The organism is Microbispora sp. CSR-4 (assembly GCF_008033685.1).
GTDB lineage: Bacteria > Actinomycetota > Actinomycetes > Streptosporangiales > Streptosporangiaceae > Microbispora.
In genome coordinates, this window is the sequence record NZ_VJVX01000001.1 from 710,522 (window position 1) to 734,874 (window position 24,353).

At 70.3% G+C, this 24,353-nt stretch carries 26 protein-coding genes; 13 read left to right on the forward strand and 13 right to left on the reverse strand.

The annotated features are described in order from the left end of the window. Positions 1–30: 30 nt before the first annotated feature. On the reverse strand, positions 31–759 hold the full coding sequence (locus tag FLV34_RS03310) for an ABC transporter permease (RefSeq protein ID WP_142649799.1): 729 nt from the start codon (positions 757–759) through the stop codon (positions 31–33). Continuing rightward, entirely contained in the window at positions 756–1,499 is a 744-nt protein-coding gene (locus FLV34_RS03315) for an ABC transporter ATP-binding protein (protein WP_142649800.1), read from the reverse strand. Before FLV34_RS03315 ends, FLV34_RS03310 begins: the two co-directional genes overlap by 4 nt. Before the next feature lie 64 nt (positions 1,500–1,563). On the opposite strand from FLV34_RS03315, the gene FLV34_RS03320 reads away from it, so the two are divergent. The 3 genes from FLV34_RS03320 to FLV34_RS03330 all read left to right on the forward strand — a co-directional run bounded on the left by FLV34_RS03320 (position 1,564) and on the right by FLV34_RS03330 (position 4,270). Next, entirely contained in the window at positions 1,564–2,205 is a 642-nt protein-coding gene (locus FLV34_RS03320) for a TetR/AcrR family transcriptional regulator (RefSeq protein WP_147942305.1), read from the forward strand. Between the two features lie 336 nt (positions 2,206–2,541). Next, the gene (locus FLV34_RS03325) at positions 2,542–3,681 is read left to right on the forward strand and encodes an acyl-CoA dehydrogenase family protein (RefSeq protein ID WP_142649802.1); all 1,140 of its coding nucleotides are present in this window, start codon (positions 2,542–2,544) and stop codon (positions 3,679–3,681) included. 127 nt (positions 3,682–3,808) lie between these two features. Next, entirely contained in the window at positions 3,809–4,270 is a 462-nt protein-coding gene (locus tag FLV34_RS03330) for a cupin domain-containing protein (RefSeq protein WP_185949028.1), read from the forward strand. A gap of 116 nt (positions 4,271–4,386) precedes the next feature. Here the strand turns inward: FLV34_RS03330 and FLV34_RS03335 are convergent, their stop codons facing one another. Continuing rightward, entirely contained in the window at positions 4,387–5,085 is a 699-nt protein-coding gene (locus tag FLV34_RS03335; RefSeq protein ID WP_261985635.1) for a TetR/AcrR family transcriptional regulator, read from the reverse strand. A gap of 125 nt (positions 5,086–5,210) precedes the next feature. On the opposite strand from FLV34_RS03335, the gene FLV34_RS03340 reads away from it, so the two are divergent. The 4 genes from FLV34_RS03340 to rocD all read left to right on the forward strand — a co-directional run bounded on the left by FLV34_RS03340 (position 5,211) and on the right by rocD (position 8,930). Then, positions 5,211–6,242, forward strand: a complete 1,032-nt coding sequence (locus FLV34_RS03340; protein WP_142649803.1) for a DMT family transporter — start codon at positions 5,211–5,213, stop codon at positions 6,240–6,242. Positions 6,243–6,316: 74 nt separating this feature from the next. Further along, complete coding sequence (locus FLV34_RS03345; RefSeq protein WP_030506266.1) at positions 6,317–6,766, forward strand: Lrp/AsnC family transcriptional regulator; 450 nt, start codon at positions 6,317–6,319, stop codon at positions 6,764–6,766. A 107-nt stretch (positions 6,767–6,873) separates the two neighbouring features. Then, on the forward strand, positions 6,874–7,728 hold the full coding sequence (gene ddaH / locus FLV34_RS03350) for a dimethylargininase (RefSeq protein ID WP_142649804.1): 855 nt from the start codon (positions 6,874–6,876) through the stop codon (positions 7,726–7,728). Further along, positions 7,725–8,930 (forward strand): ornithine--oxo-acid transaminase, encoded by a 1,206-nt coding sequence (gene rocD / locus FLV34_RS03355; protein ID WP_147942306.1) that lies wholly within the window; start codon positions 7,725–7,727, stop codon positions 8,928–8,930. The genes ddaH and rocD overlap by 4 nt, the downstream gene beginning before the upstream one ends. Here rocD and FLV34_RS03360 read toward each other — a convergent pair. After that, positions 8,899–10,482 carry an alkaline phosphatase D family protein gene (locus tag FLV34_RS03360; RefSeq protein ID WP_147942307.1) on the reverse strand — a complete coding sequence of 528 codons (1,584 nt, stop codon included), beginning with the start codon at positions 10,480–10,482 and terminating at the stop codon, positions 8,899–8,901. The two genes, rocD and FLV34_RS03360, sit on opposite strands and share 32 nt — an antisense overlap. A gap of 257 nt (positions 10,483–10,739) precedes the next feature. On the opposite strand from FLV34_RS03360, the gene FLV34_RS03365 reads away from it, so the two are divergent. Then, on the forward strand, positions 10,740–12,062 hold the full coding sequence (locus FLV34_RS03365; RefSeq protein ID WP_147942308.1) for a Glu/Leu/Phe/Val dehydrogenase: 1,323 nt from the start codon (positions 10,740–10,742) through the stop codon (positions 12,060–12,062). A gap of 96 nt (positions 12,063–12,158) precedes the next feature. On the opposite strand, the gene FLV34_RS03370 is transcribed toward FLV34_RS03365, so the two are convergent. The 3 genes from FLV34_RS03370 to FLV34_RS03380 are packed head-to-tail and all read right to left on the reverse strand — an operon-like array spanning position 12,159 to position 14,384. Continuing rightward, on the reverse strand, positions 12,159–13,064 hold the full coding sequence (locus FLV34_RS03370) for a Gfo/Idh/MocA family protein (protein ID WP_142649808.1): 906 nt from the start codon (positions 13,062–13,064) through the stop codon (positions 12,159–12,161). Further along, positions 13,061–14,026 (reverse strand): NAD-dependent epimerase/dehydratase family protein, encoded by a 966-nt coding sequence (locus FLV34_RS03375; protein ID WP_142649809.1) that lies wholly within the window; start codon positions 14,024–14,026, stop codon positions 13,061–13,063. The genes FLV34_RS03370 and FLV34_RS03375 overlap by 4 nt, the downstream gene beginning before the upstream one ends. Before the next feature lie 10 nt (positions 14,027–14,036). Then, positions 14,037–14,384, reverse strand: coding sequence for a YrdB family protein (locus FLV34_RS03380; protein WP_142649810.1), 348 nt, complete (start codon positions 14,382–14,384; stop codon positions 14,037–14,039). Between the two features lie 112 nt (positions 14,385–14,496). On the opposite strand from FLV34_RS03380, the gene FLV34_RS03385 reads away from it, so the two are divergent. Next, positions 14,497–15,195, forward strand: a complete 699-nt coding sequence (locus FLV34_RS03385) for a TetR/AcrR family transcriptional regulator (RefSeq protein WP_142649811.1) — start codon at positions 14,497–14,499, stop codon at positions 15,193–15,195. 44 nt (positions 15,196–15,239) lie between these two features. Next, positions 15,240–15,476: a type IV toxin-antitoxin system AbiEi family antitoxin domain-containing protein gene (locus FLV34_RS03390; RefSeq protein WP_222709392.1), complete on the forward strand. Its 237-nt coding sequence runs from the start codon at positions 15,240–15,242 to the stop codon at positions 15,474–15,476. Positions 15,477–15,501: 25 nt separating this feature from the next. Here the strand turns inward: FLV34_RS03390 and FLV34_RS03395 are convergent, their stop codons facing one another. The 3 genes from FLV34_RS03395 to leuA all read right to left on the reverse strand — a co-directional run bounded on the left by FLV34_RS03395 (position 15,502) and on the right by leuA (position 18,296). Continuing rightward, positions 15,502–15,912: a type II toxin-antitoxin system VapC family toxin gene (locus FLV34_RS03395; protein WP_142649812.1), complete on the reverse strand. Its 411-nt coding sequence runs from the start codon at positions 15,910–15,912 to the stop codon at positions 15,502–15,504. Further along, positions 15,909–16,202, reverse strand: a complete 294-nt coding sequence (locus tag FLV34_RS03400) for a type II toxin-antitoxin system Phd/YefM family antitoxin (protein WP_142649813.1) — start codon at positions 16,200–16,202, stop codon at positions 15,909–15,911. The genes FLV34_RS03395 and FLV34_RS03400 overlap by 4 nt, the downstream gene beginning before the upstream one ends. 366 nt (positions 16,203–16,568) lie before the next feature. Next, positions 16,569–18,296, reverse strand: a complete 1,728-nt coding sequence (gene leuA, locus FLV34_RS03405; RefSeq protein ID WP_221889970.1) for a 2-isopropylmalate synthase — start codon at positions 18,294–18,296, stop codon at positions 16,569–16,571. A 276-nt stretch (positions 18,297–18,572) separates the two neighbouring features. On the opposite strand from leuA, the gene FLV34_RS03410 reads away from it, so the two are divergent. The 3 genes from FLV34_RS03410 (at position 18,573) to FLV34_RS03420 (ending at position 21,459) form a co-directional block, all read left to right on the forward strand. Continuing rightward, a complete protein-coding gene (locus FLV34_RS03410; RefSeq protein ID WP_142649815.1) occupies positions 18,573–18,818 on the forward strand; it encodes a DUF2630 family protein in 246 nt (81 codons plus the stop codon). Between the two features lie 74 nt (positions 18,819–18,892). Further along, positions 18,893–20,005, forward strand: coding sequence for a GNAT family N-acetyltransferase (locus FLV34_RS03415; RefSeq protein WP_168066236.1), 1,113 nt, complete (start codon positions 18,893–18,895; stop codon positions 20,003–20,005). Positions 20,006–20,412: 407 nt separating this feature from the next. Next, positions 20,413–21,459, forward strand: coding sequence for an alpha/beta fold hydrolase (locus tag FLV34_RS03420; protein WP_142649817.1), 1,047 nt, complete (start codon positions 20,413–20,415; stop codon positions 21,457–21,459). Between the two features lie 38 nt (positions 21,460–21,497). Here FLV34_RS03420 and FLV34_RS03425 read toward each other — a convergent pair whose 3' ends face one another. The 3 genes from FLV34_RS03425 to FLV34_RS03430 form a co-directional block, all read right to left on the reverse strand. Next, positions 21,498–22,685 (reverse strand): PqqD family protein, encoded by a 1,188-nt coding sequence (locus tag FLV34_RS03425; RefSeq protein ID WP_142649818.1) that lies wholly within the window; start codon positions 22,683–22,685, stop codon positions 21,498–21,500. 162 nt (positions 22,686–22,847) lie between these two features. Further along, positions 22,848–22,970: a hypothetical protein gene (locus FLV34_RS42160; RefSeq protein ID WP_260617397.1), complete on the reverse strand. Its 123-nt coding sequence runs from the start codon at positions 22,968–22,970 to the stop codon at positions 22,848–22,850. Positions 22,971–23,027: 57 nt separating this feature from the next. Further along, the gene (locus FLV34_RS03430) at positions 23,028–23,951 is read right to left on the reverse strand and encodes a ThiF family adenylyltransferase (RefSeq protein ID WP_147942309.1); all 924 of its coding nucleotides are present in this window, start codon (positions 23,949–23,951) and stop codon (positions 23,028–23,030) included. Between the last annotated feature and the right edge of the window lie 402 nt (positions 23,952–24,353).

Sequence of the window (24,353 nt, forward strand, 5' to 3'; positions counted from 1 at the left end):
TGAACTTCGAATGCCTTTTACTACCCCTGATCAGGCGTTTTCCGTTTGGAAACGCCTGGTGCCCAAGGTAACGCCCAGGACGGCGAAGGCCAGGGACACGACTACGCCCCACACCAGGGCCGATGACGTGTAGGACCCGGCGAACAGCGCGCGCAGCCCCTCGACCGCGTAGCGGAACGGCGTGAGCCGCGACAGCACGTCGAGCCAGGCGGGCGCGAGCGACATCGGCAGCAGCGCGCCCGACAGCAGCATCAGCGGGACCACCACGGTGGACATCACGGGCGCGAACAGCTCCTGCCGCATCGTGAGCGCCGCCGTGTACGACAGCGACGCCAGGCCGACCGCCAGCACGGTGATCAGCAGCAGCGCCCCCAGCGCCCCCGCGAGCGGCGCCCGCAGGCCCAGCGCGTAGCCGGCCGCGATGATCGCCACCGCCTGCACCAGCAGCACGACGCTGTCCCTGAGCACCCGGCCGAGCAGCAGCGTCACCCGGCTCACCGGCGTGACCCGCATGCGTTCGAGCACGCCGAACCGGTGGTCGAAGACGATGCCGAAGCCCGCCATCCCCGCGCTCGTCAGCCCGAGCTGCACCAGCAGGCCGGGCACGAGGACGTCCCACGAGCCCACGCCGCTGCGGTCGAACAGCGGGCCGAACAGCACGAGATACAGGAACGGCTGCAGGGCGCTGAAGACCAGGCTGAACTTGTTGCTGAAGGACGCGCGCAGGTAGTGCCCGGTCAGGGCGGCGAGGGCGGTCACGCGGCGGCCCCCTCGCGCAGCTCGCGGCCGGTGACCGCGAGGAAGACGTCGTCGAGCGTGCTCGCGCCGTGCTCGGTCTTCAGCTCGTCCGGCGTGCCCGCGGCGACGATCCGGCCGTGGTCGATGATCAGGACGCGGTCGCAGAGCGCGTCGGCCTCCTCCAGGTAGTGGGTGGTGAGAAAGACCGTCAGGCCGTCCCGCTCGCGCAGCCGGCGCACGTGGTGCCACAGGTTGGCGCGGCTCTGCGGGTCGAGCCCGGTCGTGGGCTCGTCGAGGAAGAGCAGCTCGGGCCGGTGGAGCAGGCCCATCGCGATGTCCAGCCGGCGCTTCTGGCCGCCCGACATCGTGACCGTCGTACGCTCCTCGACCCCGGGCAGGTCCAGCTCGGCGAGCAGGGTGGTGACGCGTTCGCGGGCCTGCTCCCTGCTCAGGCCGTACAGGCGGGCCTGGAGCACGAGCTCCTGGCCCACCGGGGAGAACGGCGCGAACGCGCCGCCCTGGGCGACGTAGCCGATCCGGCGGCGTACGGCCGCGGGGTCGGCGAACAGGTCGGCGCCCGCGACGGTGGCGGTGCCGGACGTGGGGCGCAGCAGCGTGGTGAGCATGCGCAGCGTGGTGGTCTTGCCCGCGCCGTTCGGCCCGAGGAAGCCGACGATCTCCCCTCGGGAGACGTCGAGATCGATCCCCCGGACGGCCTCGACCGGGCCGAAGGTCTTGGTGAGCCCTCTGGCGTGAATCATGCCGGTTAGAGTAACACCAAATTTGGAGTCACTTAAAGTTTGTGCTCACCCTTACAATCGGAGCATGGAAGAGGGCCTGCGGGAGCGGAAGAAGCGGGAGACCCGGCAGCGCATCGCCGACGTCGCGATGGGGCTGTTCTTGCAACGGGGGTTCGACAACGTCACGGTGGCCGAGGTGGCCAGGGCGGCCGACGTGTCGGTCAACACCGTCTTCAACTACTTCCGCACGAAAGAGGACATGTTCCTCGACCGCAGCGAGGAGACCGAGGACCTGCTGGCCCGGGCCGTGCGCGAGCGCCGCGCGGGCGAGACGGCGGTCGAGGCGGTGCGACGGGACTTCTTCGAGGCACTCGACGCCGGCGACTGGCGTTACGGGATGAGCGAGGGCCTGGACCTGTTCACGCAGCGGGTGCGGGAGAGCCTGGCGCTCCAGTCACGGGTGCGCATGCTCGAGGTCAACCGGGAGGACCGGCTGGCCCGGACGCTCGCCGAGGAGACCGACGCCGATCCCGACGACCTGACCCCCCGTCTGGTGGCGGCGCAGATCTGCGCCGCCGTCCGCACGCTGACCCGCCACTTCGCGATGCGGCAGACGGCGGGCGAGGACGCGGCGCTGATCAGGGCGGACGTCAGGGAGCACGCCGAGCGCGCCTTCGACCTGCTGGAGCACGGGATCGGCGACTACTGCCCCCGCCCCGAGCCGTAACCGCCCGCCACAACCACCCACCGCAAACACCCACCGCAAACACCCGCCGTCCCCGCACACCGGCGGGCGTTTCGCAGCGCATTTCCCTACACTCTTGACTGGTTTTTAGGGGAAATTTACCATCGAAGGGCGATCTTGCGGCGTGGGATCCCATCCCGCCGTTCTCCGGACCCCCGACTGTCTCCGTCCCCTTCGGAAGCCGTGGGCGCCGGGGCGTGAGCCGGGCTTGTCCGGGGGCAGGCCGGCCACCTCGTCGTGGTCCGGATGGAGCGCCGCCGCGACCGCACCATCGCATCGCATGACCGCCGCATCCTTCGACCGCTGGGAGGTGGACCGATGACGGGTCTCGACGAGGTGCTGACCGGGATCGCGAGCCGCGCGGAGCGGCACGACCGGGAGGGCGACTTCGCCTTCGAGGCGTTCGAGGACCTGCACGCGGCCGGCGTCCTCGCGCTCACGCTGCCACGCGAGGCGGGCGGGCGCGGCGCCGGCCTCGCCGAGACGGCGGCGGTCGTGACGGCGGTCGGCCGGGCCGACCCCTCGGTGGCGCTGGTGACCGCGCAGTATCTGATGACCCACGCCGCGCTCGCCCGCCCGGACAACCCCTGGCCCGCCCACGTACGCGGGCGGGTGCAGAAGTCGGCGATCGAGGGCCCTGCCCTCGTCAACGCCCTGCGGGTGGAGCCAGACCTGGGCACGCCCGCCCGGGGCGGCCTGCCCGCGACGGTGGCCGCGCGGGAGGACGGCGGATACCGGCTCACCGGCCGCAAGACCTACTGCACGGGCATCCCCGGTCTGCGTTGGATGCTGGTCTGGGCACGCACCGACGACCCCGAGCCCCTGGTCGGGTCCTTCCTCGTGGAGGCCGGCGGCGGTGGTTACCGGGTGGAGCGGACCTGGGACCACCTGGGCATGCGTGCCACTCGCAGCGACGATGTGATTTTCGAGGGGGCGTGGATCCCCGGGGATCACGCGGTGGAGGTCGCCCCGGCGGGGATGCCGCCGACCGGCCGCGGCGCGACCTTCATGGGCTGGAACAACGTGCTGATCGGGGCGGTGTACCACGGCGTGGCGCAGGCCGCCAGGGACTGGCTGATCGAGTACCTGGGCGAGCGCACACCCGCGAACCTGGGCCGGCCGCTGGCCACGCTCCCCCGTTTCCAGGCCGCCGTCGGGGAGATCGAGGCGTGGCTGCTGGTGAGCGACCGGCTGCTGGAGTCCGCGGCCCGCGCGGTGGACGACGGGGACGAGGCGGCCATGGCCCGGTCCGGGCTCGCCAAGCACACCGTCACCGGCAACGCGATCAGATCCGTCGAGGCCGCCCTGGCGCTCGTCGGCAATCCCGGCCTGTCGAGGGCCAATCCTCTGGAGCGCCACTACCGCGACGTGCTGTGCGGCAGGATCCACACGCCGCAGGACGACACGGTCCTGACCGGTGCGGGGGTGGCCGCGCTCGGCCCGCGCGCCCACTCGTGACCCGCGCCGGGCACGGGCAGGCCGGTACGAGGACGGCCGCTACCCGGCTGGGGCCTTCCGGGCAGGAAGACGTCGTGAGAAGTGGACGCCCCGTCGGCCGGGCCGTCGCGAGAATCAGGAGAAACAGGTGAGCATCGTTCTACCCGAGGATCCGTTCCACCGCAGGCTGCACCACGTGGTGCCCGCGGGCCTGACCTCGGAGACCGCGCAGACCGGCGGCATGCACCGGCGGGCCGCCATCAGCGGCGGGACCGTGGGGTCGAGCCGGCTGTGGATGGGCCAGACCCACGTGGCTCCGGCGACCGTCTCCGCGAACCACCACCACGGCGACTCGGAGACCGCGATCTACGTGGTCAGCGGCACGCCGTCGTTCGTGTTCCTCGACGTCGACGCCGAGGAGCCGCACGAGGTGCGCATCGACACCAAACCGGGCGACTACATCTTCGTGCCGCCGTTCGTGCCGCATCGGGAGGAGAATACCCACCCCGATCTGGAGGCCGTCGTGGTCATCGCCCGCAGCACGCAGGAGGCGATCGTGGTCAACCTGCCCGAGCTCAAGTGGACCGGCCCGGTTCGTACGACGGCGTGACCGTGGAGGTCGTCGAGCACACCGGCCCCGGCCGCGTCTGATCCTCGGCCGCCCGCCCCGTCCTGGCGCGGCGACGGCGCCCGCCGTCCCCGCGCCTCGCGCGTCCTGGCGAGTCGTCAGGGTTCCGGCGGCGCCTCGCCGCCCGCGAGCCGGTGGGCGTTCCACACCAGCGACTCGGTGACGCGGGCCTGCGACAGGCCCAGGGTCCGCCGCTGGAACTGGTAGACCTCGGGCGCGAGCGGCGCCAGCACGGCGTCCGCCTTGCCCTCCGGATCCGGCACCCCCGCCTCGGTCAGCAGCATCCGCACGTGGGTGCGCCAGAAGCGGTAGGCGCCGGTGCCGAACCGCGCGCTGCCCGTCTCGGCCCCCAGCACGAGGTGCAGGTGACGCTCCAGCAGATCGATCATCGCGACGTAGAACGCGGCGAGCCGATCCGCCGGTGAGGCACCGGGGCCGAGCGGCGGCGGGCCGTTCAGGATGTGTCCCTGCACCTGCCGCTCGTGCTCGTCCAGGAGCGCCGTCGCGATCGAGGCGGTGTCCGGATAACGCCGGTAGAGCGTGGCCCGCCCCACCCCCGCCGCCTTGGCGATCTCGTCCATGGTGACGTGTCGCGCGTCCCTGGACGCGAAGAGCTGTTCGGCCGCCTTCAGCACGCGCATGCGGTTGCGCGCGGCGTCCGCCCGTTCGCGCACCGGCGCCGGGCGGCCCGGTTCGAGATCGAGCACGGGCAGTTCCCGGCCGGCAGGCATGGTCCCCCCTGATGGAACGCGGCCGTTCTTCACGTTCCCGCCGGGATCCACAAACCCGTTGTCCATGAGGCCATCGTAGCCCCCGGTCGAACTATGTGGACATCGCGTCCACTTTGTCTTACGCTCATCCGGACACCATGTCCGGTTCTGATCCGGCTTTTCGAATCCGGTTCTCTAGAAGAGGGATCGCGATGCATGCCCTGTTCCTCGCCTCGGCGCTGCTGGCCGGCTGCCTACTGGCAGTGCAAGCCTCGGTGAATCTCCAGCTCAACAAGGCCGTGGGGACGCCGTACGGCGCCTCGACCCTGCAACTGGGCGTGGCGACGGCCCTGCTGGCGCTCCTCGCCGCCGCCGTCGGCGCCATCGGCGCGATCCGCCTCGCGCCCGGCGTGCCGTTCTGGCACCTGCTCGGCGGTCTGGCCAGCCCGCTCTACATCACCAGCGGGATCCTGCTCTTCCCGCGCCTCGGCGCGCTGGCCGCGGCGGGCCTGTTCGTTACCGGTCAGATGTTCGCGTCGCTGGGGCTCGACCTGTTCGGCCTGCTCGGCATCGCGCGCAGGCCGCTCAGCGTCGGCATCGTGCTCGGCGCGCTCGCGGTCCTCGCCGGCATCACGGTCATCATCCGCGGGCAGCGCCCGGCGCAGACGCCGCCCGCGGCGGGACCGGCGACCGGCGGCGGGTCCGGCGGGTCCGGCGGTCCCGGCCGCGGCGCGACGGCCACCGCCACCGCCCCGGCCGCCACCGCCGTACGCCGGACCCGCGGCCTCGGCCAGAGCGGCTGGATCCTGCTGGGCATAGTGGCCGGCGCGGTCCTGCCGGTGCAGGGAGCGGTCAACGCCGCGCTGCGCAAGGACATCCGCGAGCCGGTGACCACCGCGATGATCAGCTTCATCGTGGCCACGATCACCATCGCCGTGGTGCTGCTCGTCCTGCTGGCGACGCGCCGCACCCCCCGGCCGCAGCTCGGCGGGCTGCGCACGATGCCCTGGTGGGGCTGGCTCGGCGGCGCCTGCGCCGCGGCGTACGTCACCGCGACCTTCACGCTCATCCCCACGATCGGCGCCGCCACCACCGTGGCGCTGACCGTGACCGGCCAGCAGGTCGCCTCGGCCGTGATCGACAACTACGGCTTCCTGCGGCTGCCCCGGCGCCCGCTCACGGCGCCGCGCCTGTCCGGCCTCGCCCTGCTCATCGTCGGCTCGGTGCTGGTCCAGCTCACCTGAGCCGTGCCCGGCTCGGGGCGGCGGCGGGCACGGCGCGGGGCATGCCGGGCCCCGGCGGCTGTATACAGGTCCACGTGAGGTTGGACGAGCTCGATCGCGCCATAATCCGGGCCCTCGTCGAGGACGCCCGGGCGACGTACGCCGAAATAGGCGCTCAAGTGGGGCTGTCGGCTCCGGCCGTGAAGAGGCGGGTCGACCGGCTCATCGCCAGCGGCGCGATCACCGGCTTCAGCGCCCGGGTCGAGCCGTCGGCCCTCGGCTGGACCACCGAGGCGTACGTCGAGCTGTACTGCCGGGGGAAGACCTCACCGGCGGAGATCGGCATGGCCGTGTCCCGGCATCCGGAGGTCGTCTCGGCCTGCACGGTCACCGGCGAGGCCGACGCGCTGCTGCACATCCGCGCGACCGACGTGCGGCACGTCGAGCGGGTGATCGAGCGCCTGGCGGCCGAGCCGTTCGTGGTCCGCACGAAGAGTTCGATCGTGCTGTCGCGGCTGATTAACGGATCGCTGCAAAACGGGTGATAGACGCAACCGATCCACATGTGATCGCAACGCGGGCGCATTGGATTGTCGCCTCCGGATTCCTACGCTGAAGTCCCGTTCACCCGGTTTTCCGCTTGGAGTCGACGATGACGCTTGCGCCCGCCACCGAGGCCACGGACCGTGGCCGTACGGGCACTACCCGGCATTTCCTGATGTGCCGGCCGGATTTCTTCACGGTCTCGTATTCCATCAACCCGTGGATGCACCCGGAGAAGGACACCGACACGGCCAGGGCGGTGCGGCAGTGGGAGAGCCTCCGGCAGGCGTACGAGAGCCTGGGCCACACCGTCAGCCTGATCGACCCGATCGAGGGCCTGCCGGACATGGTGTTCGCCGCGAACGGCGCGCTCGTCGTGGACGGACGGGTCTACGGCGCGAAGTTCGCCCACCCGCAGCGCGCCGCCGAGGGCCCCGCCTACCTGCGGTGGTTCGCCGAACGGGGATACGAGACGCTGGAGGCGTCCTTCACCAACGAGGGTGAGGGCGACTACCTGACGCTCGACGAAGTTATCCTGGCCGGGACAGGATTCCGCACCGACGTCGCGGCGCACATGGAGGCCCAGGAGTTCCTCGGCCGCCCGGTCGTCACGCTGCGCCTGGTCGACCCGAGGTTCTACCACCTCGACACCGCCCTGTTCCCGCTGAACGGCCACAACGTCGCGTACTATCCGGAGGCGTTCAGCGAGGGCAGCAGGAAGGTGCTGCGGCGGCTGTTCCCCGACGCCGTGATCGCCACGTCCGCGGACGCGGAGGTGCTCGGCCTCAACGCGGTGAGCGACGGCCGCAACGTCGTCCTCAACGCCGAGGCCACCGGGCTGACCCTGGAACTCAAGCGCCGGGGTTTCGAGGTCGTCCCGGTCGACCTCAGTGAGCTGCGCAAGTCGGGCGGCGGTCCCAAGTGCTGCACCCTCGAGATCCGGCCGAACAGGGAGACCCGATGAACAGCGAGGAACTGATCCGGCTCAGCGAGAGCCACAGCGCGCACAACTATCACCCGCTGCCCGTCGTGATCAGCTCGGCCGAGGGCGCCTGGGTCACCGACGTGGAGGGCAAGCGGTATCTCGACTGCCTGGCCGGCTACTCGTCGCTGAACTTCGGCCACGGCAACCCCGCGATCCTCGCCGCGGCCCGGGAGCAGCTCGACCGGCTGACACTGACCAGCCGGGCGTTCTACCACGACCGGTTCGCCGCGTTCGTGACCGGCCTTTCCGAGCTGTGCGGCAAGGACATGGTCCTGCCGATGAACACCGGCGCGGAGGCCGTCGAGACCGCGATCAAGGTCGCCCGCAAGTGGGGCTACGAGGTCAAGGGCGTCGCTCCCGACCAGGCCAACATCGTCGTGATGGAGGACAACTTCCACGGCCGCACGACGACGATCGTGGGCTTCTCCACCGACCCCGACTCGCGCGACGGCTTCGGCCCCTTCACCCCCGGCTTCCGGATCGTCAAGTACGGCTCGGCCGAGGCGGTCAGGGAGGCGATCGACGAGAACACGGTGGCCGTGCTGCTGGAGCCCGTCCAGGGCGAGGCCGGCGTGCTGGTGCCGCCGGACGGCTACCTGGCCGCGGTCAGGGAGATCTGCACCGACAACAACGTGCTGTTCGTGGCCGACGAGATCCAGTCGGGCCTCGGCCGCACCGGTGACACGTTCGCCTGCGACCACGAGCGCGTCGTCCCGGACATGTACGTCCTGGGCAAGGCCCTCGGCGGCGGCGTGGTCCCGGTCTCCGCGGTCGTCGCGAACACCGACGTCATGGGCGTGATCGGCCCCGGCCAGCACGGCTCCACCTTCGGCGGCAACCCGCTGGCCTGCGCCGTCGGCGACGCGGTCATCGGACTGCTGAAGACCGGCGAATACCAGGCCAGGGCCCGCGAGCTCGGCGCGTTCCTGCACGCGCGGCTGGCCGAAATGGGCCCCGGCGTGGTGGCGGTGCGCGGGCGCGGCCTGTGGGCGGGCATCGACATCGACCCCTCGCTCGGCACCGGACGGCAGATCAGCGAGGCGCTCATGCGCCGCGGCGTGCTGGTCAAGGACACCCACGGCTCGACGATCCGCCTCGCGCCGCCTCTGGTCGTCTCCCGGGACGACCTGGAGTGGGCGCTCGACCAGCTCAGCGCGGTGCTGCGGGAGGCTCGGGCCTGATCCGCACCGCGTCCTGATCGCCGGTGTCGGTGAACCACGTCACCGCGGCCTCCCCGGGCGCCAGGTCGATGGCGGTCATCATGTTGGGGAACCAGGGTCCCTTGCTGATGCGCCATCGCAACGGCGGCCGGGGAAGGCCCCCGGCCCTGGCCAGCACCCCGCCGAGCACGCCCGCGAGCCCGAACGACGCCACGATGTTGGCGAAGCGCAGCGTGCGACTCAGCGGGTTGCGGATGGGCGAGCAGACGATCTGGTGGACGCGCCCGCCGCCCCGGCGCCGTACGGACGCCATGTAGGAGTAGTGGACGTCGCCCGACAGCAGCAGGACGGTCGCGGGCGGCCTGCCCCGGCGGCCCGAGGCGACCTCCAGCACCACTCGCGCGAGGTCCTCGAACGACCGGCGGAAGGCCCCCCAGTGCTCCAGGTCGAGGAACTGCCGAATCCGCTCCCCCAACCGGGCCGCCCGGCGGCCCCAGATGCCGTCGCAGACCGCCTCGTTCCAGCTCTCCACGTGGTGGATCCCCGCGGGCAGCAGGATCGGCAGCGACGACCCGACGAGCAGGTGCTCGAAGTCGCCGGTGGCGTGCTTGTCGAACCAGTCCCACTCCCCCGGGTCGAGCATCCTGCGGCGTCCCGGCTCCAGCACCCGGGCGCTGCGGCTGTCGAGCACGATCAGCCGGGTGCCGTCCAGGTCCCTGTGATAGCTCCAGCGCACCGAGTCGGGCTCCCGGTCGGCCCGCCGGGCGAAGGCGTCGAGCGCCTCGTCGCCGTCGCCCGCCCGCAGTGCGGCGAGCACGGGATCGGCCGCCCGGTCGGCCGGGGGCAGGTTGCCCAGGTGCTGGTAGACGTAGTAGGAGCCGAGCGCGGAGACGATGCGCCGCTCCCACCAGGGCACCTCGGCCATCTGCTCACGCCAGGCCTTCGAGGTGTTCCAGTCGTCCCTGACGTCGTGGTCGTCGAAGATCATCAGGCTGGGCACCGTGGCCAGCAGCCAGCGGACCGGCGGGTCCGACCACGCCTGCCGGTACAGCTCGGCGTACTCCTCGAAGTCGACGACCTCCTCGGGTCCGTCGTCCCTGCGCCCGGCGATGAACTGCTTCATGTCCGGCGTCAGCTCGTCGGCGTACACCTGGTCGCCGAGCAGCAGAATCAGGTCGGGCCGCTCGTCCGGCGACTCCATCAGGCGCAGGCCGTACGCCCGTAGGACGTCCGGGCCGTGCGTGCGCACGTACGGCTCCTCGTGCGGGACGCTGGTGCGGCAGGAGCCGAAGATCAGCCGGTCGAGGCGGGTCAGCGGGCGGATCACGCTCGGCGGCAAGCCGTCGGCGGGCCACCCCCGCCGGTCGTCGAGCTCCACCTCGTAGGCCACCGGGCTCTCGACGCCGACGTCGATCAGGGCATAGTGGTGGCCGTGCACAGTGAAGGTGCGCTCCTCCGAGCAGGCGTCGCCGGCGCGCACGCGGACCGTGCAGGGTTCGGAGGTCTCCACCCAGACGGTCGCGGCGGCCGCGTCCACGTGGCGCAGCAGCGGGCCCAGCACAAGTTCCGGCACGAGACCTGTCTACTGCAAACGGACGGCAAAGCGCGACTTACGCCCATGTGTCCTGCGCCGTTCGCGGTCCGTGCGCCGCCTATGCGCCGGAACGGCGAAATCCCGCCCGGTGATCTCCGTATTGGCCTATATCGCGATCACCCGGCACACGGTTTGATCCAGATGTCGCTCCTCCGGCCCGCCTTCCGTGCCCGTCAACGACGACGGCGCGCGGGGGCCCGGGGGGACGGCCCCCCTTCCGACAGGAGAACAACAGAATGACCATCACGGACTTCCCGACAACGGCGTCGGGGGTTCGGTCTCCGATCCCCGATCATCCTGCCCCCACACCGGGTGAGCGCGCCCTGGCCGCCGCCCGCTTCCACCTCGCAGAGGCGTCCCGCTTCCTCGGCCTCGAGGACGGCCTGCACCACATGCTCGCCACGCCCCGCCGCTCGCTGACCGTCTCCGTGCCCGTACGGCGTGAGGACGGCCGCCTTGAGGTCGTGCAGGGCCACCGCGTGCAGCACAACCTGTCGCGCGGACCGGCCAAGGGCGGCATCCGTTTCCACCCCGACACCGATCTCGCCGAGGTCACCGCCCTCGCCATGTGGATGACGTGGAAGTGCGCCCTCGTCGGCATCCCGTACGGCGGGGCCACGGGCGGCGTCGCGGTGGACCCGGCCACGCTGACCACCCGCGAGCTCGAACGCGTCACCCGGCGCTACGTCAACGAGATCCTGCCGCTCCTCGGCCCGGAAAAGGACATCCCCGCGCCCGACGTGGGCACCGACGAGCAGACCATGGCCTGGATCATGGACACCTACAGCGCCAACGCGGGCTACTCCGCCCCCGGCGTGGTGACCGGCAAGCCCACGGCGCTCGGCGGCTCGCCGGGCCGCGCGGGCGCGACCTCGCGCGGGGTGCGGATCGCCGCGCTGCAGGCGCTGACCCGGACCCTTGGTGCGAGCTCCCCCGAGGGCACGACCGTGGCGGTGCAGGGCTTCGGCAAGGTGGGCGCGCTCGCCGCGCAATACCTGGCCGACGCCGGCTGCCGCGTCGTGGCCGTCTCGGACGCGGGCGGCGCGGTCGTCCGGCCCTCCGGTCTCGACGTCGCCGCGCTGCGCGCCCACGCCGCCGAGACCGGGACGGTCCACGGCTACCGCGACGCCGACGCGCTCTCCCACGAAGAGCTGCTCGAACTCGACGTGGACATGCTGGTGCCCGCCGCGCTCGACGGCGTGATCACGGCCGGCAACGCGCCGCGCGTACGGGCCCGCCTGGTCGTGGAGGGCGCCAACGGGCCCACCACGCCCGAGGCCGACCGGATCCTGGCGGGCAACGGGGTCACGGTGGTGCCCGACATCCTGGCCAACGCCGGCGGGGTGATCGTGTCCTACCTGGAGTGGGTGCAGAACACCCAGGCGTACTCCTGGAGCGCCGGTGAGGTCGAGGTGAAGCTCCGCGACCTGATGGAGAACGCCTACCGGGCGGTCGCCGACCTGGCCGCCGAGCGTGACCTCACGCTCCGCCAGGCCGCCCACGCGATCGGCGTGGAGCGGGTGGCCGAGGCCCACCGCATACGGGGCCTCTACCCGTGACGCCCCTCTGAAAGACGGCGATGACGACCGCCTCCCGGGAATATGCGGCTTCCGGGAGGCGGTCAGGCCGTCTTGGGAGAGGCTCCTGGGGGGCTGTCAGGCCGTTTCCACCGTCTTCGTGGCGGCCAGCACGATCTGCTCGCACAGCTCGTGGGTCTCCAGGGCGTCGGCGGCGTCGAGGACGCGGCCCTCGCGGACCGCGTCCAAGAATTCCCGGCAGACCTGCTCGATGCCGCGCTGCCGCGTCGCGGGCACCCAGTCGCCGCGCCTCGTGAGGGTCTCGTCCCCGGCGAACTCGACCACGTCGCCGAGGTTGACGACCCGCCGCTTCCCGCCGCCGCCCATGACCTCGCAGGTCTCCTCGGCCGCGCCGCTGGTGCGGCTCATCACGCCGACGGCGGTGAAGTCGTCCCCGCCGAGCGTCAGCACCACGTGTTCGAGCAGGCCGTCGCGCAGCCGGGTCCTGATCACGGTGTCGGTGACGGGCCCGGGGGCGAGGAAGCGCAGCGTGTCGGCCACGTGGACGAAGTCGTCGAAGATCACCGTACGTGGGTCGCCGGGCAGGTCGCGCCGGTTCTTCTGCATCACGATCACGTCGCGCGGCAGGCCGCGCAGGGCCGCGTACGCGGGGGCGTGCCTGCGGTTGAAGCCGACCATCAGCGACCTGTTCCGCTCGCGGGCCAGCCGTACGAGCCCGGCGGAGGAGGCGGCGTCGTAGGCGAGGGGCTTGTCCACGTAGACGTGCACGCCCGCCTCCAGCAGCGTGGTCACGATCGGGACGTGCGCGCCGGTGGCCGCGTGCACGAACGCCGCGTCGATCCCGGCCTCGGCGAGCGCGTCCACGGAGGTGAAGCGCGCGCCGATCCGGTACGCGTCGCCGAGCCGGTCGAGCGTCGCCCGGTCGCGGGTGCACAGCAGCGGCTCGATGCCCGGCGTCGCCGCCAGAACGGGCAGGTAGGCCTTCTCCGCGATGTCGCCCAGGCCGATGATTCCGACTCTCATGCCGGGGAGACTACCGCCGCCCGTCCAAGGCCGGTGCGCCCCCGCCACCACACCACCGTCTCCTTCACCGCGTCCTCGACCGGTGTCGGCGTGAATCCGAGGACCGCCTGGGACGCCGCGGAGTCGAGCACGTACGGCCGGTCGAACTGATAACGGGTCTCCCCCAGCTCGCGCAGGAACGGCGACCCGAGGCCCGCCGCCTTCAGCGCCCACGACGGCAGCCGCCGCAGGCGCGGCGCCGGGAGGCCGGCCGCCTCGCACACCCGCACGGCGTACTCCCTGATGGTGAAGGGCGGCGCGGTCGGCACGTGCCAGGGCCGGCCCCACGCGCGTTCCTCCTCCGCGGCCGCCGCCAGCGCGCGCACCACATCGGGTAGGTACGTGTAGCTGTGCGGGATGTCGGGGTCGCTCAGGACGAGGCCGGTCTTGCCCGCGAACAGGGGCTCCAGGAGCCGGGGGCCGAGGTAGGACTGGTCGGACGACCGCGGCCCGTAGTAGTCCGAGGCGCGCACCTCCGTGGCCCGCACCCGGCCGGCCTCGTGCGCGGCCCGCATCTCCTCCCACATCCGCGCCCTGACCCTGCCCTTCGTGCCCGTCGCGGCGAGCGGCAGGTCTTCGGTCATCGGCCCGTCCACCGGGCCGTAGCCGTACAGGCAGCCCAGCGTGACCAGGACGGCCCCGGACGACTCGGCGGCGGCCAGCAGCGAGGCGGCGACCGGCGGCCAGTCGATCGGCCATCGGTGATAACGCGGGTTCATGCAGTTGTAGAGCACGTCGGCCCCTTCGGTGACCCGCCGCATCACGGCGACGTCGGCCGCGTCCGCGGCGACCCGCGAGATCCCGGGGCGTTCGGGGCCGGAACCCGAGCGGGTGACGAGGGTGACCTCGTGTCCGCGCTCCGCCAGAGTCTCGGCGAGCCCGCCGCCGACCTGTCCCGCTCCGACGATCACATGCTTGCCCATCACTCCTCCTTCAGACCTGATCGGTCAGCAGCCGCAGCACACCGTCCACGACGTACACGATCGCGAACACAACACCCGCGGTGACGAGCCCGGAGGCCGCCAGGGCCGCCGCCCCCGCGCCGAACCACACGACTTCGAAGACGGCCCTGGCGATCCCGTGGAGCTGGTGCGGCGCCTTGCCTCCCGCCATGAACAGCCCCCACAGCGTGGCGAACACCGCGGGCGTGCCGAGCCCCAGGAGGATCTTCATCAGGATGTTGACCTCCCGCGTGAACCCCCAGTAGCCCAGCGCGAGCAGCACGCCCAGCTCCAGGAAGAACATCACTGCGGCTACCGCTCCCTTGGCCACGGTCAGCATCGGCACTCCTTGTGTTCATTGCTCTCTTGCGAGAGCAATGCTCTCGTATCGGCATGCACTTCGTCAAGAGCAGTGCTCTCTGAACACTGCGGTGCTCTGTTAGCCTGGGCTCATGAATGCGAGCAGGACCGCGCGGGAGCGGGTGAGGGCGGAGCTGATCAGGGAGATCACGGACATCGCCCGGCGACAGCTGGCGACGGAGGGGGCCGGGGGCCTGTCCCTGCGGGCGGTGGCACGCGAGATGGGGATGGTCTCCTCGGCGATCTACCGTTACTTCCCCAGCCGCGACGACCTGCTGACCGCGCTGATCATCGACGGATACAACGCCCTCGGAGAGGCCGTCGAGCAGGCCGACGCCGCCTGCCCGACCGACGACTTCGCCGGGCGCTGGCTCGCCGTCTGCCGCGCCGTACGCGAGTGGGCCCTGGCCCATCCGCACGAGTACGCCCTGCTGTACGGCTCGCCCGTGCCGGGCTACGCCGCTCCGCAGGACACCGTGGGGCCGGCCGTGCGCGACACGGCCGTGTACGGACGGATCATCGCCGAGGCCCACCAGGCGGGCAAACTCACCCCTCCCCCGGTCTGCCCGCCGCCGCCCGCGGTCCTGGCGCAGGACGCGGACGTCGTGCGGGCACTGATGCCGGGCGTGCCGGACGACGTGGTCACCCGCGCGATCATCGCCTGGACGGGCCTGTTCGGCATGGTCAGCTTCGAGGTCTTCGGCCAGTTCAACAACACGATCACCCACCGGGCCGAGCTGTTCGACCACAACATGACCTGCCTCGCCCGCCTGATCGGCCTGCCCGGATAACCGCCCCACCCCCGCCTCATCTCACCGAGGCGCAGTGCGGCCTGGTGACGACACGCCAGGCGGAACTGAACGGTGCGCACCGCCGCGATCTGAGCCGCCTGGTGCAGGCCGGGATCCTCGAACACATGGCACACGGCGTTTACCGCCTGGCCGGCACGCCGCACCCGGATCTGGTGGATGACGCCGACGCTGACGTGGACCTGAAGCAGGACGAGGAGTTCGCCGAGCGGGTCCTCCAGCTCTTGCCGCAGGTCGGTGCCTATCGCGGGCATGTCTCGTAGGGTGGCCGGCGCGACAGGAAGCGGTTCATCCGGGCCCGACCCCTTGCAAGCCCGGTGCGGCGATGGGAAGGCCCGCCTCTTCGGCCGCGGCGAGCAGCCGCTTGTCGTACGCCACGAACCAGTCGAGCGCGCGCTCCAGCAGCCGCGCGGCGGACAGGTGAAGGGCGTCGAGAGTCCGCAGCCGGGCCGGCCCGATCTCTGCGGCCGCGTCGAGAAGCGGTGTGTCCACGGGCACCATCCTCAGCCGGGCCATCAGCGCCTTCGCCGTGGAGACCGCCTGAGGTCCGCAGGGTCGTACCGCCCGGATCACCTCGGCCCGGGCCAGTTCGCAGGCGACCACCGCCCCGCTCTGCGCCGCCAGCCATTTCTCGAGCGCCGCCGTCTCCTCCTCCCGGACGACCAGCTTGACCAGTGCCGAGGAGTCGAGGTAGATCACCGCTCGTCCGCCCTGAGATCCGCCAGCACCTCGCTGGGCACGGGCGCTCCGGGTTCGGGGGGCAGGGCATGCCAGGCGGTCCAGTCGATCTCCACCTCGGGCGGCTTCATGCGGCCCTCCGCGACGAGCCGGTCGGTGACGACACGTTCGTGTGGCAATGCGGTGAGCTGCGCCACCGGCCGCCCCCTCTCCGTGATCTCGACCGTGTTTCCCGCCTGGACCAGCTCCAGGTAGTGCGCGAGCCGGTCGCGCAGTTCCCGGACTCCCACGCTGACGACCTCGTCCGACATGTCCTCAGGCTAACCGACACGGTCCTACCTGTCTGTCAACGGTACACCACTCTGCGTATGCGTACCCTCTGTTTCGGTAGCGGTACACATTCAGCGGTGAACACAAAGGTCGCAGGTCCGGCCGGCGGGCCGCCCGAGATCGACGACGTCGGCGAGGCCATCCGGGACCGGCGGGGGTAGCCACGCGGCTCGAACGCGTCGGTCACGGGACATGCGAAAGGCGGCAGTCGGGGATCTCCCGGTTGCCGCCTTTCGCGTGTTTCACGACAGCTTTGTGGGCTGTTCAGGGCGTACGCTTGCGATTTTGTGCAAGGTCAGGGCAGTGAGGCCGCGGGTCCCGCCGGATCACTGCAAGCTTGGGAGCCGTCAGACGCGGGTGGCGCGGTTGACGGCGGAGATGATGGCCTTGAGCGAGGCGCTCGTCGTGTTCGCGTCGATGCCGACGCCCCACAGGACCTGCGTGCCGTTCGGCCCGCCGACCTCGCACTCGACGTACGACGCGGCCTTGGCGTCGGCGCCCGCGCTCATCGCGTGCTCGGTGTAGTCGAGGACCCGCACCGGCACCCCGATGCTGTCCAGCGCGTCGCAGAAGGCCGAGATGGGGCCGTTGCCGACGCCCTCGATCTCCCGGATCTGGCCGTCCACCCGTACGTCGGCGCTGATCGCGTCCTTGTCGTCCACGGTCGAGGTGTGCCGGTGGGCCAGCAGGCCCAGGCGGCCCCAGGGGCTCGCCGGGTTGGGCAGGTATTCGTCGGCGAACCGCTCCCACATCTCGGCGGCCGTGACCTCGCCGCCCTCGGCGTCCGTACGGGCCTGGATGACGCGGGAGAACTCGATCTGCAGGCGGCGCGGCAGGTCGAGCTGGTGGTCGGCCTTCATGATGTAGGCGACGCCGCCCTTGCCCGACTGGCTGTTGACGCGGATCACGGCCTCGTACGTGCGGCCGATGTCCTTGGGGTCGATCGGCAGGTACGGCACGGCCCAGGTGAACTGGTCGACGGGCACCCCGGCGGCGGCCGCGTCGCGCTCCAGGTGCTCGAAGCCCTTCTTGATCGCGTCCTGGTGGGAGCCGGAGAATGCCGTGTAGACCAGCTCGCCGCCCCACGGGTGGCGGGGGTGCACGGGGAGCTGGTTGCAGTGCTCGACCACGCGCCGGATCTCGTCCATGTCGGAGAAGTCGATCTCCGGGTCGATGCCCTGGGAGAACAGGTTCATGCCCAGCGTGACCAGGCAGACATTGCCGGTCCGCTCGCCGTTGCCGAACAGGCAGCCCTCGATGCGGTCGGCGCCGGCCATGTAGCCCAGCTCGGCGGCGGCGACGGCGGTGCCGCGGTCGTTGTGCGGGTGCAGGGACAGCACGATCGAGTCCCGGTACGCCAGGTTGCGGTGCATCCACTCGATCTGGTCGGCGTACACGTTGGGGGTGGCCATCTCGACCGTCGCCGGCAGGTTGACGATCACCTTGTGGTCGGGGGTGGGCTGCCAGACGTCGTTGACGGCGTTGCAGACCTCGACGGCGTAATCCAGCTCGGTGCCGGTGAAGGACTCGGGCGAGTACTGGAAGTAGATGTCGGTGCCCTCCATCTCGGCCGCCAGCTTCTTGCACAGCTTGGCGCCCTCGACGGCGATCGCGGTGATGCCTTCCTTGTCCTGGCCGAAGACGACCCGGCGCTGGAGGGTGGAGGTGGAGTTGTACAGGTGGACGATCGCCTGACGGGCCCCGCGCAGCGACTCGAAGGTCCGCTCGATCAGCTCGGGCCGGGCCTGCGTCAGCACCTGGATGACCACGTCGGAGGGGATGCGCTCCTCTTCGATGATCTGGCGGACGAAGTCGAAGTCGGTCTGCGACGCGGCCGGGAAGCCGACCTCGATCTCCTTGTAACCCATCCGGACCAGCAGGTCGAACATCTTCAGCTTGCGGTCGGCGTCCATCGGGTCGATCAGCGCCTGGTTGCCGTCGCGCAGGTCCACGGCGCACCAGCGGGGCGCCTTGGTGATGACCTTGTCGGGCCAGGTGCGGTCGGTCAACCGTACGGGCTCGAACGGCGTGTAGCGATGGAAGGGCATGGGGCTGGGCTGCTGCTCGTTCATGATCTGCTCCTCGTCGGGCGCACGGCGATCCCCGGGCACGACGCAACCGTCGGGTTCGTGAGAGAGGGGCGCCGTTGGATGAAACCAGGGCGGCCGACGCGCATGACTCTCGCACCGCGGCGAGGGAGCCGGCCTCTTACAGGCCCTCGCCGCGGCGGATAAGAAGGAGTCCGCGCAGCATGCCAAGCAGACTAGCAGACCCCCTCAACCGCATGAGACACCCGATCACATTTCGAGACGGAGCCCCAGGTTATGGTGACTCGTGACGAAGGAGGCGACATGAAGGACGACGAGATCCTGAGGCGGATCAGCGACCTGGTCGACGAGGAGCACGCCCTGCGCGAACGGCTGGTCGCGGGCAAGCTGACCTCGGAGGAGGAGCACAACAGGATCGCCTCGCTGGAAGAGCAGCTCGACCGCTGCTGGGACCTGCTGCGCCAGCGCCGCGCCCGGCGCGACGTGGGCGAGGACCCCGACTTCGCCTCTCCCCGTCCGGCCGACGAGGTCGAGAACTACTTGCAATAGCGCCCTCACCACCCCTGTTCCACGATGTGAAAATCAGTCGCGCCCCTGACACTGGGCGCGAAATCCTTGTCGGCATGCAAACGAAGCGCGTCGGCCCCAACGAGAACGACGCCGCGCAGGAGGAAGACGACCCGGACGGCCCGGCAGACCACTCTCCTCTGGCCGGTCTGCACGCCATCGCGCGGGCATGCGACCATCCGGGCCCGGCTATGTCGTGGCGGCAGTTCACGGCGAGCGTACGGAGCGGGCCCGGCGGCGAGCGGGGCGAGGCGTGGGTGGCGGACGACAGCGGCCGGATCGACCGCGCCCGAACCGACCGCGCCCGAACCGACCGCGCCCGAACCTACGACGGCCGAACCAGCAGCGGGCAGGGCGGCGGTGACGAGGTCACCGGTGGTTACCTCCTCCACTTCCCGCAGGACGACAACACCCACCTCGCCCTGCTCCGGCTGATGACGCGTCCGGACCGCAGGCGCGAGGGCATCGGCGGCGCGCTGCTCGACCACGCCATCGGCCGGGCACGCGAGGAGGGCAGGCGCGTCCTCGTCGGCGAGGCCGCGGCCGGCGGGCCGGGCGCGGAGTTCGCCAAGGCCCGCGGGTTCTCCCCCGCCTCCACCGAGACCCGGCTGGTGCTCGACCTGCGTACGGCCGACTGGTCCGGCCTCGAACTCCTCCGGGCCCGGGCCGTACGGCACGCCACTGACTACTCGCTCGAACGGTGGGTCGGACCGACGCCCGCCGACCTGCTCGGCGACATGGCCCGCCTCACGGAGGGCATGAACGACGAGCCGCTGGGCGACCTCGCGATAGAGCATCAGCGGTGGACGGCCGGCCGCGTACGCGCCCGCGAGGAGATGCTCGCGCGGGCGGGCCAGCGGACCTACACGATGATCGCCCGGCACACGGCCAGCGGGGAGCCCGCGGGGTTCACCCAGCTCATTGTGGACGCGGAGCGGCCGGAGGGATGGGGCCGCCAGTCCTCGACGACCGTCCTCGCGCCGCACCGCGGCCGGCGGCTCGGCCTGGTGCTCAAGCTGGCCAACATCACCTGGTTCCGCGCCTGCGAGCCGTCGGTCGAGCGGGTCATCACCTGGAACTCCGTCGCGAACCCGCACATGCTGGCGATCAACGAGGCGATGGGCTTCGAGGTCTTCGACACCTGGCACCAGTGGCAGCTCGACATCTGACCGGGAGCGCGGGCCGGCGGTGACGTCTGCCAGGCTCGGAGGCGAACCGCGTGAAGCGTCTCGCCGCCGGGCCTACCTGATCTTCCGGATGAGACGACCCGGTCGGCCGACCGTCCGGGCGCCCCGAGAAGATATCGGGAACGTCGGCTCGGAACTGGTCGAGGCGCTGCTCGAGGCGGGCCGTTCACTTTGCGGACAGCGGGGACTCACGACTCGGCCAGCGTGCCGTCGGGCGCAGCGCCGGAAGAACGCATCGGCCACTGCGCGGGCCCACCATGGCCGATCAATCGTCATTGATTTGGCGGCCGGACTCGCTGTACGAATGACGGAGGCGAGGTGATCCACGGCGCGACCGCCGCTCTCGTCCCTCCTCGGAACCATCGAAGAACCGGCACAACTGGAGGGTGATGAACCGCTCGATCGGCAGCAGGGGGATCATCGTCAAGGCACTGACCGGGCTCGTCTCAGGCGCGATCGCCGGGGCCGCCATGAGCGCCGCGTACCAGACTTACGGAGCACGGCGTGATCGGCGCCGGTTTCCTCCCCCCGGACGGACGGTCGACGTGGGCGGACGTCGGATCCATCTGTGGATCGCGGGCACGGGCTCACCGACCGTTGTCATCGTGCCGGGGCTGGGCGAGCCGGGCTTGAACTGGGCCGCCCTGCTACCCGAATTGGCGGTGGAGTCATCGGTTGTCCTATACGACCGCGCCGGTCTCGGGTGGAGCGACCCGTGTCCGTGGTCGGGAACGGCGCTGGGAGCCGCTCGTGACCTGCGACGCGCACTGGACGGGGCGGGGATCGTGCCGCCATATGTTCTGGTGGGGCATTCGGCCGGGGGCAACATTGTCCGGTTGTTTGCGGCCGAAAAGCCCGACGCCGTCGCAGCGGTCGTCCTCGTGGATTCCAGCCATCCCGAGCAGATCCGCCTGCTGCACGGGACGAGAGTCGCCATCACCCGAGAGATGCTGCGCTCGCGCCTGACACCGCTGGGGCTTCGGCGCCTGGCCTTCGACGCGGGATGGAGCGACCGCGCCCGCTGCGAAGCCGAGGCCCGGCGCCTGCCGGCGAAGCTCCTCTCCACCAGAATCGCCTTCGACCTCAGCGACCGGCAACGGCGCGCTGAACTCCGTGAGGCTGCGGCCGCGATCACCGTCAATCCCTGGCAAGTCCGGCGCAGAGCGCCGAGCCTGGGGCCGATCCCGCTCACGGTCATCTCTTCCTGTCCCGACGAACCACCGGGAGCCGACGTCGAGGCGATCGCGGAACAACGCCGCTTCTATTCTGTCTGGTCTCCGCTCCAGGCCGACCTGACCCGTCTGTCCTCGAACGCCGAACACGTTGTCGCGGAGCATGCTGGGCATCACATCCACAGGGACCGGCCCGAGCTGGTCGTCAAGGTGATACTCGACCATCTCCAGCGAGCCCGGACCGAGGCAAGGCGCGATCGATGACCGGCGCCGTGAGAGGGTCGCCTACGAGAACAGATTGATCAGGCACTCACCACTGCGGCTCCGCGGCGGCGAAGGCGACGACCGTGACGACGCCACCAGGCACGTAGCCAGAGGAACTGCGTCGTCGCCAGCAGCGTCAGAACCACCACCGCGTCCACCGTCCCCGACGGCCCGCCGGGTGAGATCAAGGTCCGCACCGCCCCGACGACCAGGGCCACCGTCACCGGAAGAGTGATGGTCGCGAAGACAGCGAGGCAGGCAATCGTCCCGCCCACCAGCACCACTCCGTACACGGCCAACCAGCGGCGCTCGCGGCGGCTCACGTGGACGATCGGACCGGGACGCCTCCGTCCCATCAGCCGCGCCAGCCCGTACCGTACGTAGGTGACGACGTCGCCGTACATGTTGCGGCAGCCCGTGAGATCCTGCAGCACGAAGTACAGGTCCGTGCGCATGAACACGCAGGCCTGGGTGGCCAGCATGGACATGCCGGTAAGCAATGCGATCGAGTACGCGGGATGTGGACCCGTCAGGACGCTGAGGATCACGCAGGCCGCGCATAAGGCGATGTCCACCGCTATCCCGGAAAGATAAACGGTGAGCCGCACTCGGCGCGGTGCGAGCCAGATGCCCGAAACATCTGTCTGCACCGCCAAAAACTGCAGCCTCGTGCCGAAGGCGACCCGTCCGGGAACCCCTGCCGCGCGAGCGGTAACCAGATGCGCCATCTCGTGGACGAAAAGCATCAACCAGCCGACAGCAATCCGTGTGAACAGCACGGCCGCCCCGCTCGGGCTCCACAGGATCGCGCGCCAGTTCGGCAGCAACGCGGGCTGCCTGATGAGAAGGACCACGCCGACCGCGATCAGCGCCACGACACAGATATGCAGGACAGGATTCAGCGTCCAGCGAACACTGCCTGGACGTAACCAAGGAAAGGTCGGACGCGGCGGGTCTGGCGCCGGGACGGGCCTGCCGTCGATGGCGGCCACCAGCCCCGCGTCCGCCAAGTGCCGGACGAAGGAGTCGATGTCCAGCTTGGCGCCAGTCTCCTGCCGAAGCCGCGTCTGGATGTCCTCGACGGGAAGACCGTCGCCCAGCAGGCGCAGAACCCGCATGCCGACCTCGGGCAGCGCCACAAAATCGCCGGTCGAAACACGCCCGACGATCCACTCCCCCCGGTCCGGGCGTACGCCGAGCTCGCGCAGCACAACCCTGCTGGTCATGTTCCCTCGGAGGTGAAAAGAACAGCAGCGGAATCCCTGCATATGCGGGAGGGTCGCGATTCCTGTCGCAGGTCCGGCATGTGCGAACGCTCCCTGCTCATCGTTGTGCCCAATGACGTGCGGCTGAGCCGGAATATACCGGCTCAGCCGCGACGGCCCCGCCTATTGGCCGTGACTGTTGCTCTCCAGCATTGTCGTCTCGATCTTGTCGAGTTTACGAATCGAGATGGCCTGCAACTCCTCGGCCTCGTCCAGTGCAGGATGCGTTTCACGTTCCTCTGCCACGAGAACTTCCTCTCAATCATGTTTGGGCCACGAGGTTTCGAAGCCCCGACACGAGCATCATGATCGATCCATAGGAGATGTCAAGGGATGACAATTGGTACAGCCGGCGCGCGGCGGAGGTTTGAAGAGGTCGTGGTGTCCGAGCACGGCGAGATTCATGGCTCGTATTGTCCCCGGCATCGGATCCGGCACATCCGTAATAAGAGAGACAACGGATTGTGCGACCATCTGGCCACTGATTCCCGCCGAGAAGGCGATAACGCCGGGACCGCCGAGATCGACGTCTATTCCGGATCGTCGTTTGGCTATTGCCTGCGCGCTTACGCACTCGTAACACGCGCCCCGAGGTGGCGCGAAGACGCCGCAGGTGACGACAGGACCGGAGTAACCGCCACCGGCCCACGGGACTCCCGCGGCGGCGCAGGCTCGGCTGGCCCAAACCTTGATGTTCTCCGAACCTCGGGGCTCGTCCGCACAGAGCGCCAGGACGTCGTAGCCCTCCACAAGTCGGGAAAGATCGGCCTGGCTCGTAACCCTCGCTCGTGAGCACGTGACGGTGACGTCGGAGTTCACCCGGCTGATCCGATTCGCAGCGACCTCTGCCTTGAACCGGCCGAGGTCGTCCTCCGTGTATAGGATCTGGCGGTTCGGATTTGACAACTCGACCCGGTCCGGATCGACGCAGTGAATCTCCCCGACTCCCGCCGCGGCCAGTGCCCACGCAACGTGCGAACCAGTGCCGCCCAGCCCAAGTACGACTGCACGGGAGCGCTTCAATCTGAGCTGAATCTCCCAATCGTGGGCCCGTGGGGTGAGATCGACACGCCGGAAGAACGCGCGGCTTCTACTGTAGCGTTCGAGTTCGCGTTCACTGAGTTCTGCCGGTATGGCGGCAGCGGCATCCTCGATATAACCCGAGGCCGTCAGAGCCGAAACGATCCGACAGCAGCGTCGCGATAGCATCCGGGTCTCGACTGCCATCCATCAATTGCAATGCCGCCCACACCCAGCCCTCTGGATCGTCTATCTCGGCAGCGATGCCGTAGGTGTCGCCACCGATACGGATGGCCCCGCCGTCAAGCCGGTACGGCCTATGCTCGGACTTCACTTGCGGCATGCGAAATCTAGGCGTCATCCGCGACACTCCCCGTCCCGTAAAACCTTCTGATCATCAGACGGTGAATACAGAATCTCAACCTCTGTCCGAAAACGCGGGACAGCATCCTGTCCTGCTCATCAGAACCCGCTTGAGGCGGCTGGTTTCACGGTTGGTCACACACGCCCGAGCAATGCTCAGAACCTGTGGATCGGCTCGGGGGCGTACCCTCCCGAGTGATCGATTCGAAGGTCACTGAGTAGGCCGACGTTGGCGCGTCGGCTGGG

What these genes read in the sequence shown, in the direction of transcription:
- FLV34_RS03315 (WP_142649800.1), bottom strand. Translation starts at nt 1,499, where the DNA reads ATGATTCACGCCAGAGGGCTCACCAAGACCTTCGGCCCGGTCGAGGCC.
- FLV34_RS03320 (WP_147942305.1), top strand. Translation starts at nt 1,564, where the DNA reads ATGGAAGAGGGCCTGCGGGAGCGGAAGAAGCGGGAGACCCGGCAGCGC.
- FLV34_RS03325 (WP_142649802.1), top strand. Translation starts at nt 2,542, where the DNA reads ATGACGGGTCTCGACGAGGTGCTGACCGGGATCGCGAGCCGCGCGGAG.
- FLV34_RS03335 (WP_261985635.1), bottom strand. Translation starts at nt 5,085, where the DNA reads ATGGACAACGGGTTTGTGGATCCCGGCGGGAACGTGAAGAACGGCCGC.
- FLV34_RS03340 (WP_142649803.1), top strand. Translation starts at nt 5,211, where the DNA reads ATGCATGCCCTGTTCCTCGCCTCGGCGCTGCTGGCCGGCTGCCTACTG.
- ddaH (WP_142649804.1), top strand. Translation starts at nt 6,874, where the DNA reads ATGACGCTTGCGCCCGCCACCGAGGCCACGGACCGTGGCCGTACGGGC.
- rocD (WP_147942306.1), top strand. Translation starts at nt 7,725, where the DNA reads ATGAACAGCGAGGAACTGATCCGGCTCAGCGAGAGCCACAGCGCGCAC.
- FLV34_RS03365 (WP_147942308.1), top strand. Translation starts at nt 10,740, where the DNA reads ATGACCATCACGGACTTCCCGACAACGGCGTCGGGGGTTCGGTCTCCG.
- FLV34_RS03370 (WP_142649808.1), bottom strand. Translation starts at nt 13,064, where the DNA reads ATGAGAGTCGGAATCATCGGCCTGGGCGACATCGCGGAGAAGGCCTAC.
- FLV34_RS03375 (WP_142649809.1), bottom strand. Translation starts at nt 14,026, where the DNA reads ATGGGCAAGCATGTGATCGTCGGAGCGGGACAGGTCGGCGGCGGGCTC.
- FLV34_RS03380 (WP_142649810.1), bottom strand. Translation starts at nt 14,384, where the DNA reads ATGCTGACCGTGGCCAAGGGAGCGGTAGCCGCAGTGATGTTCTTCCTG.
- FLV34_RS03385 (WP_142649811.1), top strand. Translation starts at nt 14,497, where the DNA reads ATGAATGCGAGCAGGACCGCGCGGGAGCGGGTGAGGGCGGAGCTGATC.
- FLV34_RS03400 (WP_142649813.1), bottom strand. Translation starts at nt 16,202, where the DNA reads ATGTCGGACGAGGTCGTCAGCGTGGGAGTCCGGGAACTGCGCGACCGG.
- FLV34_RS03410 (WP_142649815.1), top strand. Translation starts at nt 18,573, where the DNA reads ATGAAGGACGACGAGATCCTGAGGCGGATCAGCGACCTGGTCGACGAG.
- FLV34_RS03415 (WP_168066236.1), top strand. Translation starts at nt 18,893, where the DNA reads ATGCAAACGAAGCGCGTCGGCCCCAACGAGAACGACGCCGCGCAGGAG.
- FLV34_RS03420 (WP_142649817.1), top strand. Translation starts at nt 20,413, where the DNA reads ATGAACCGCTCGATCGGCAGCAGGGGGATCATCGTCAAGGCACTGACC.
- FLV34_RS03425 (WP_142649818.1), bottom strand. Translation starts at nt 22,685, where the DNA reads ATGACCAGCAGGGTTGTGCTGCGCGAGCTCGGCGTACGCCCGGACCGG.
- FLV34_RS03430 (WP_147942309.1), bottom strand. Translation starts at nt 23,951, where the DNA reads ATGGCAGTCGAGACCCGGATGCTATCGCGACGCTGCTGTCGGATCGTT.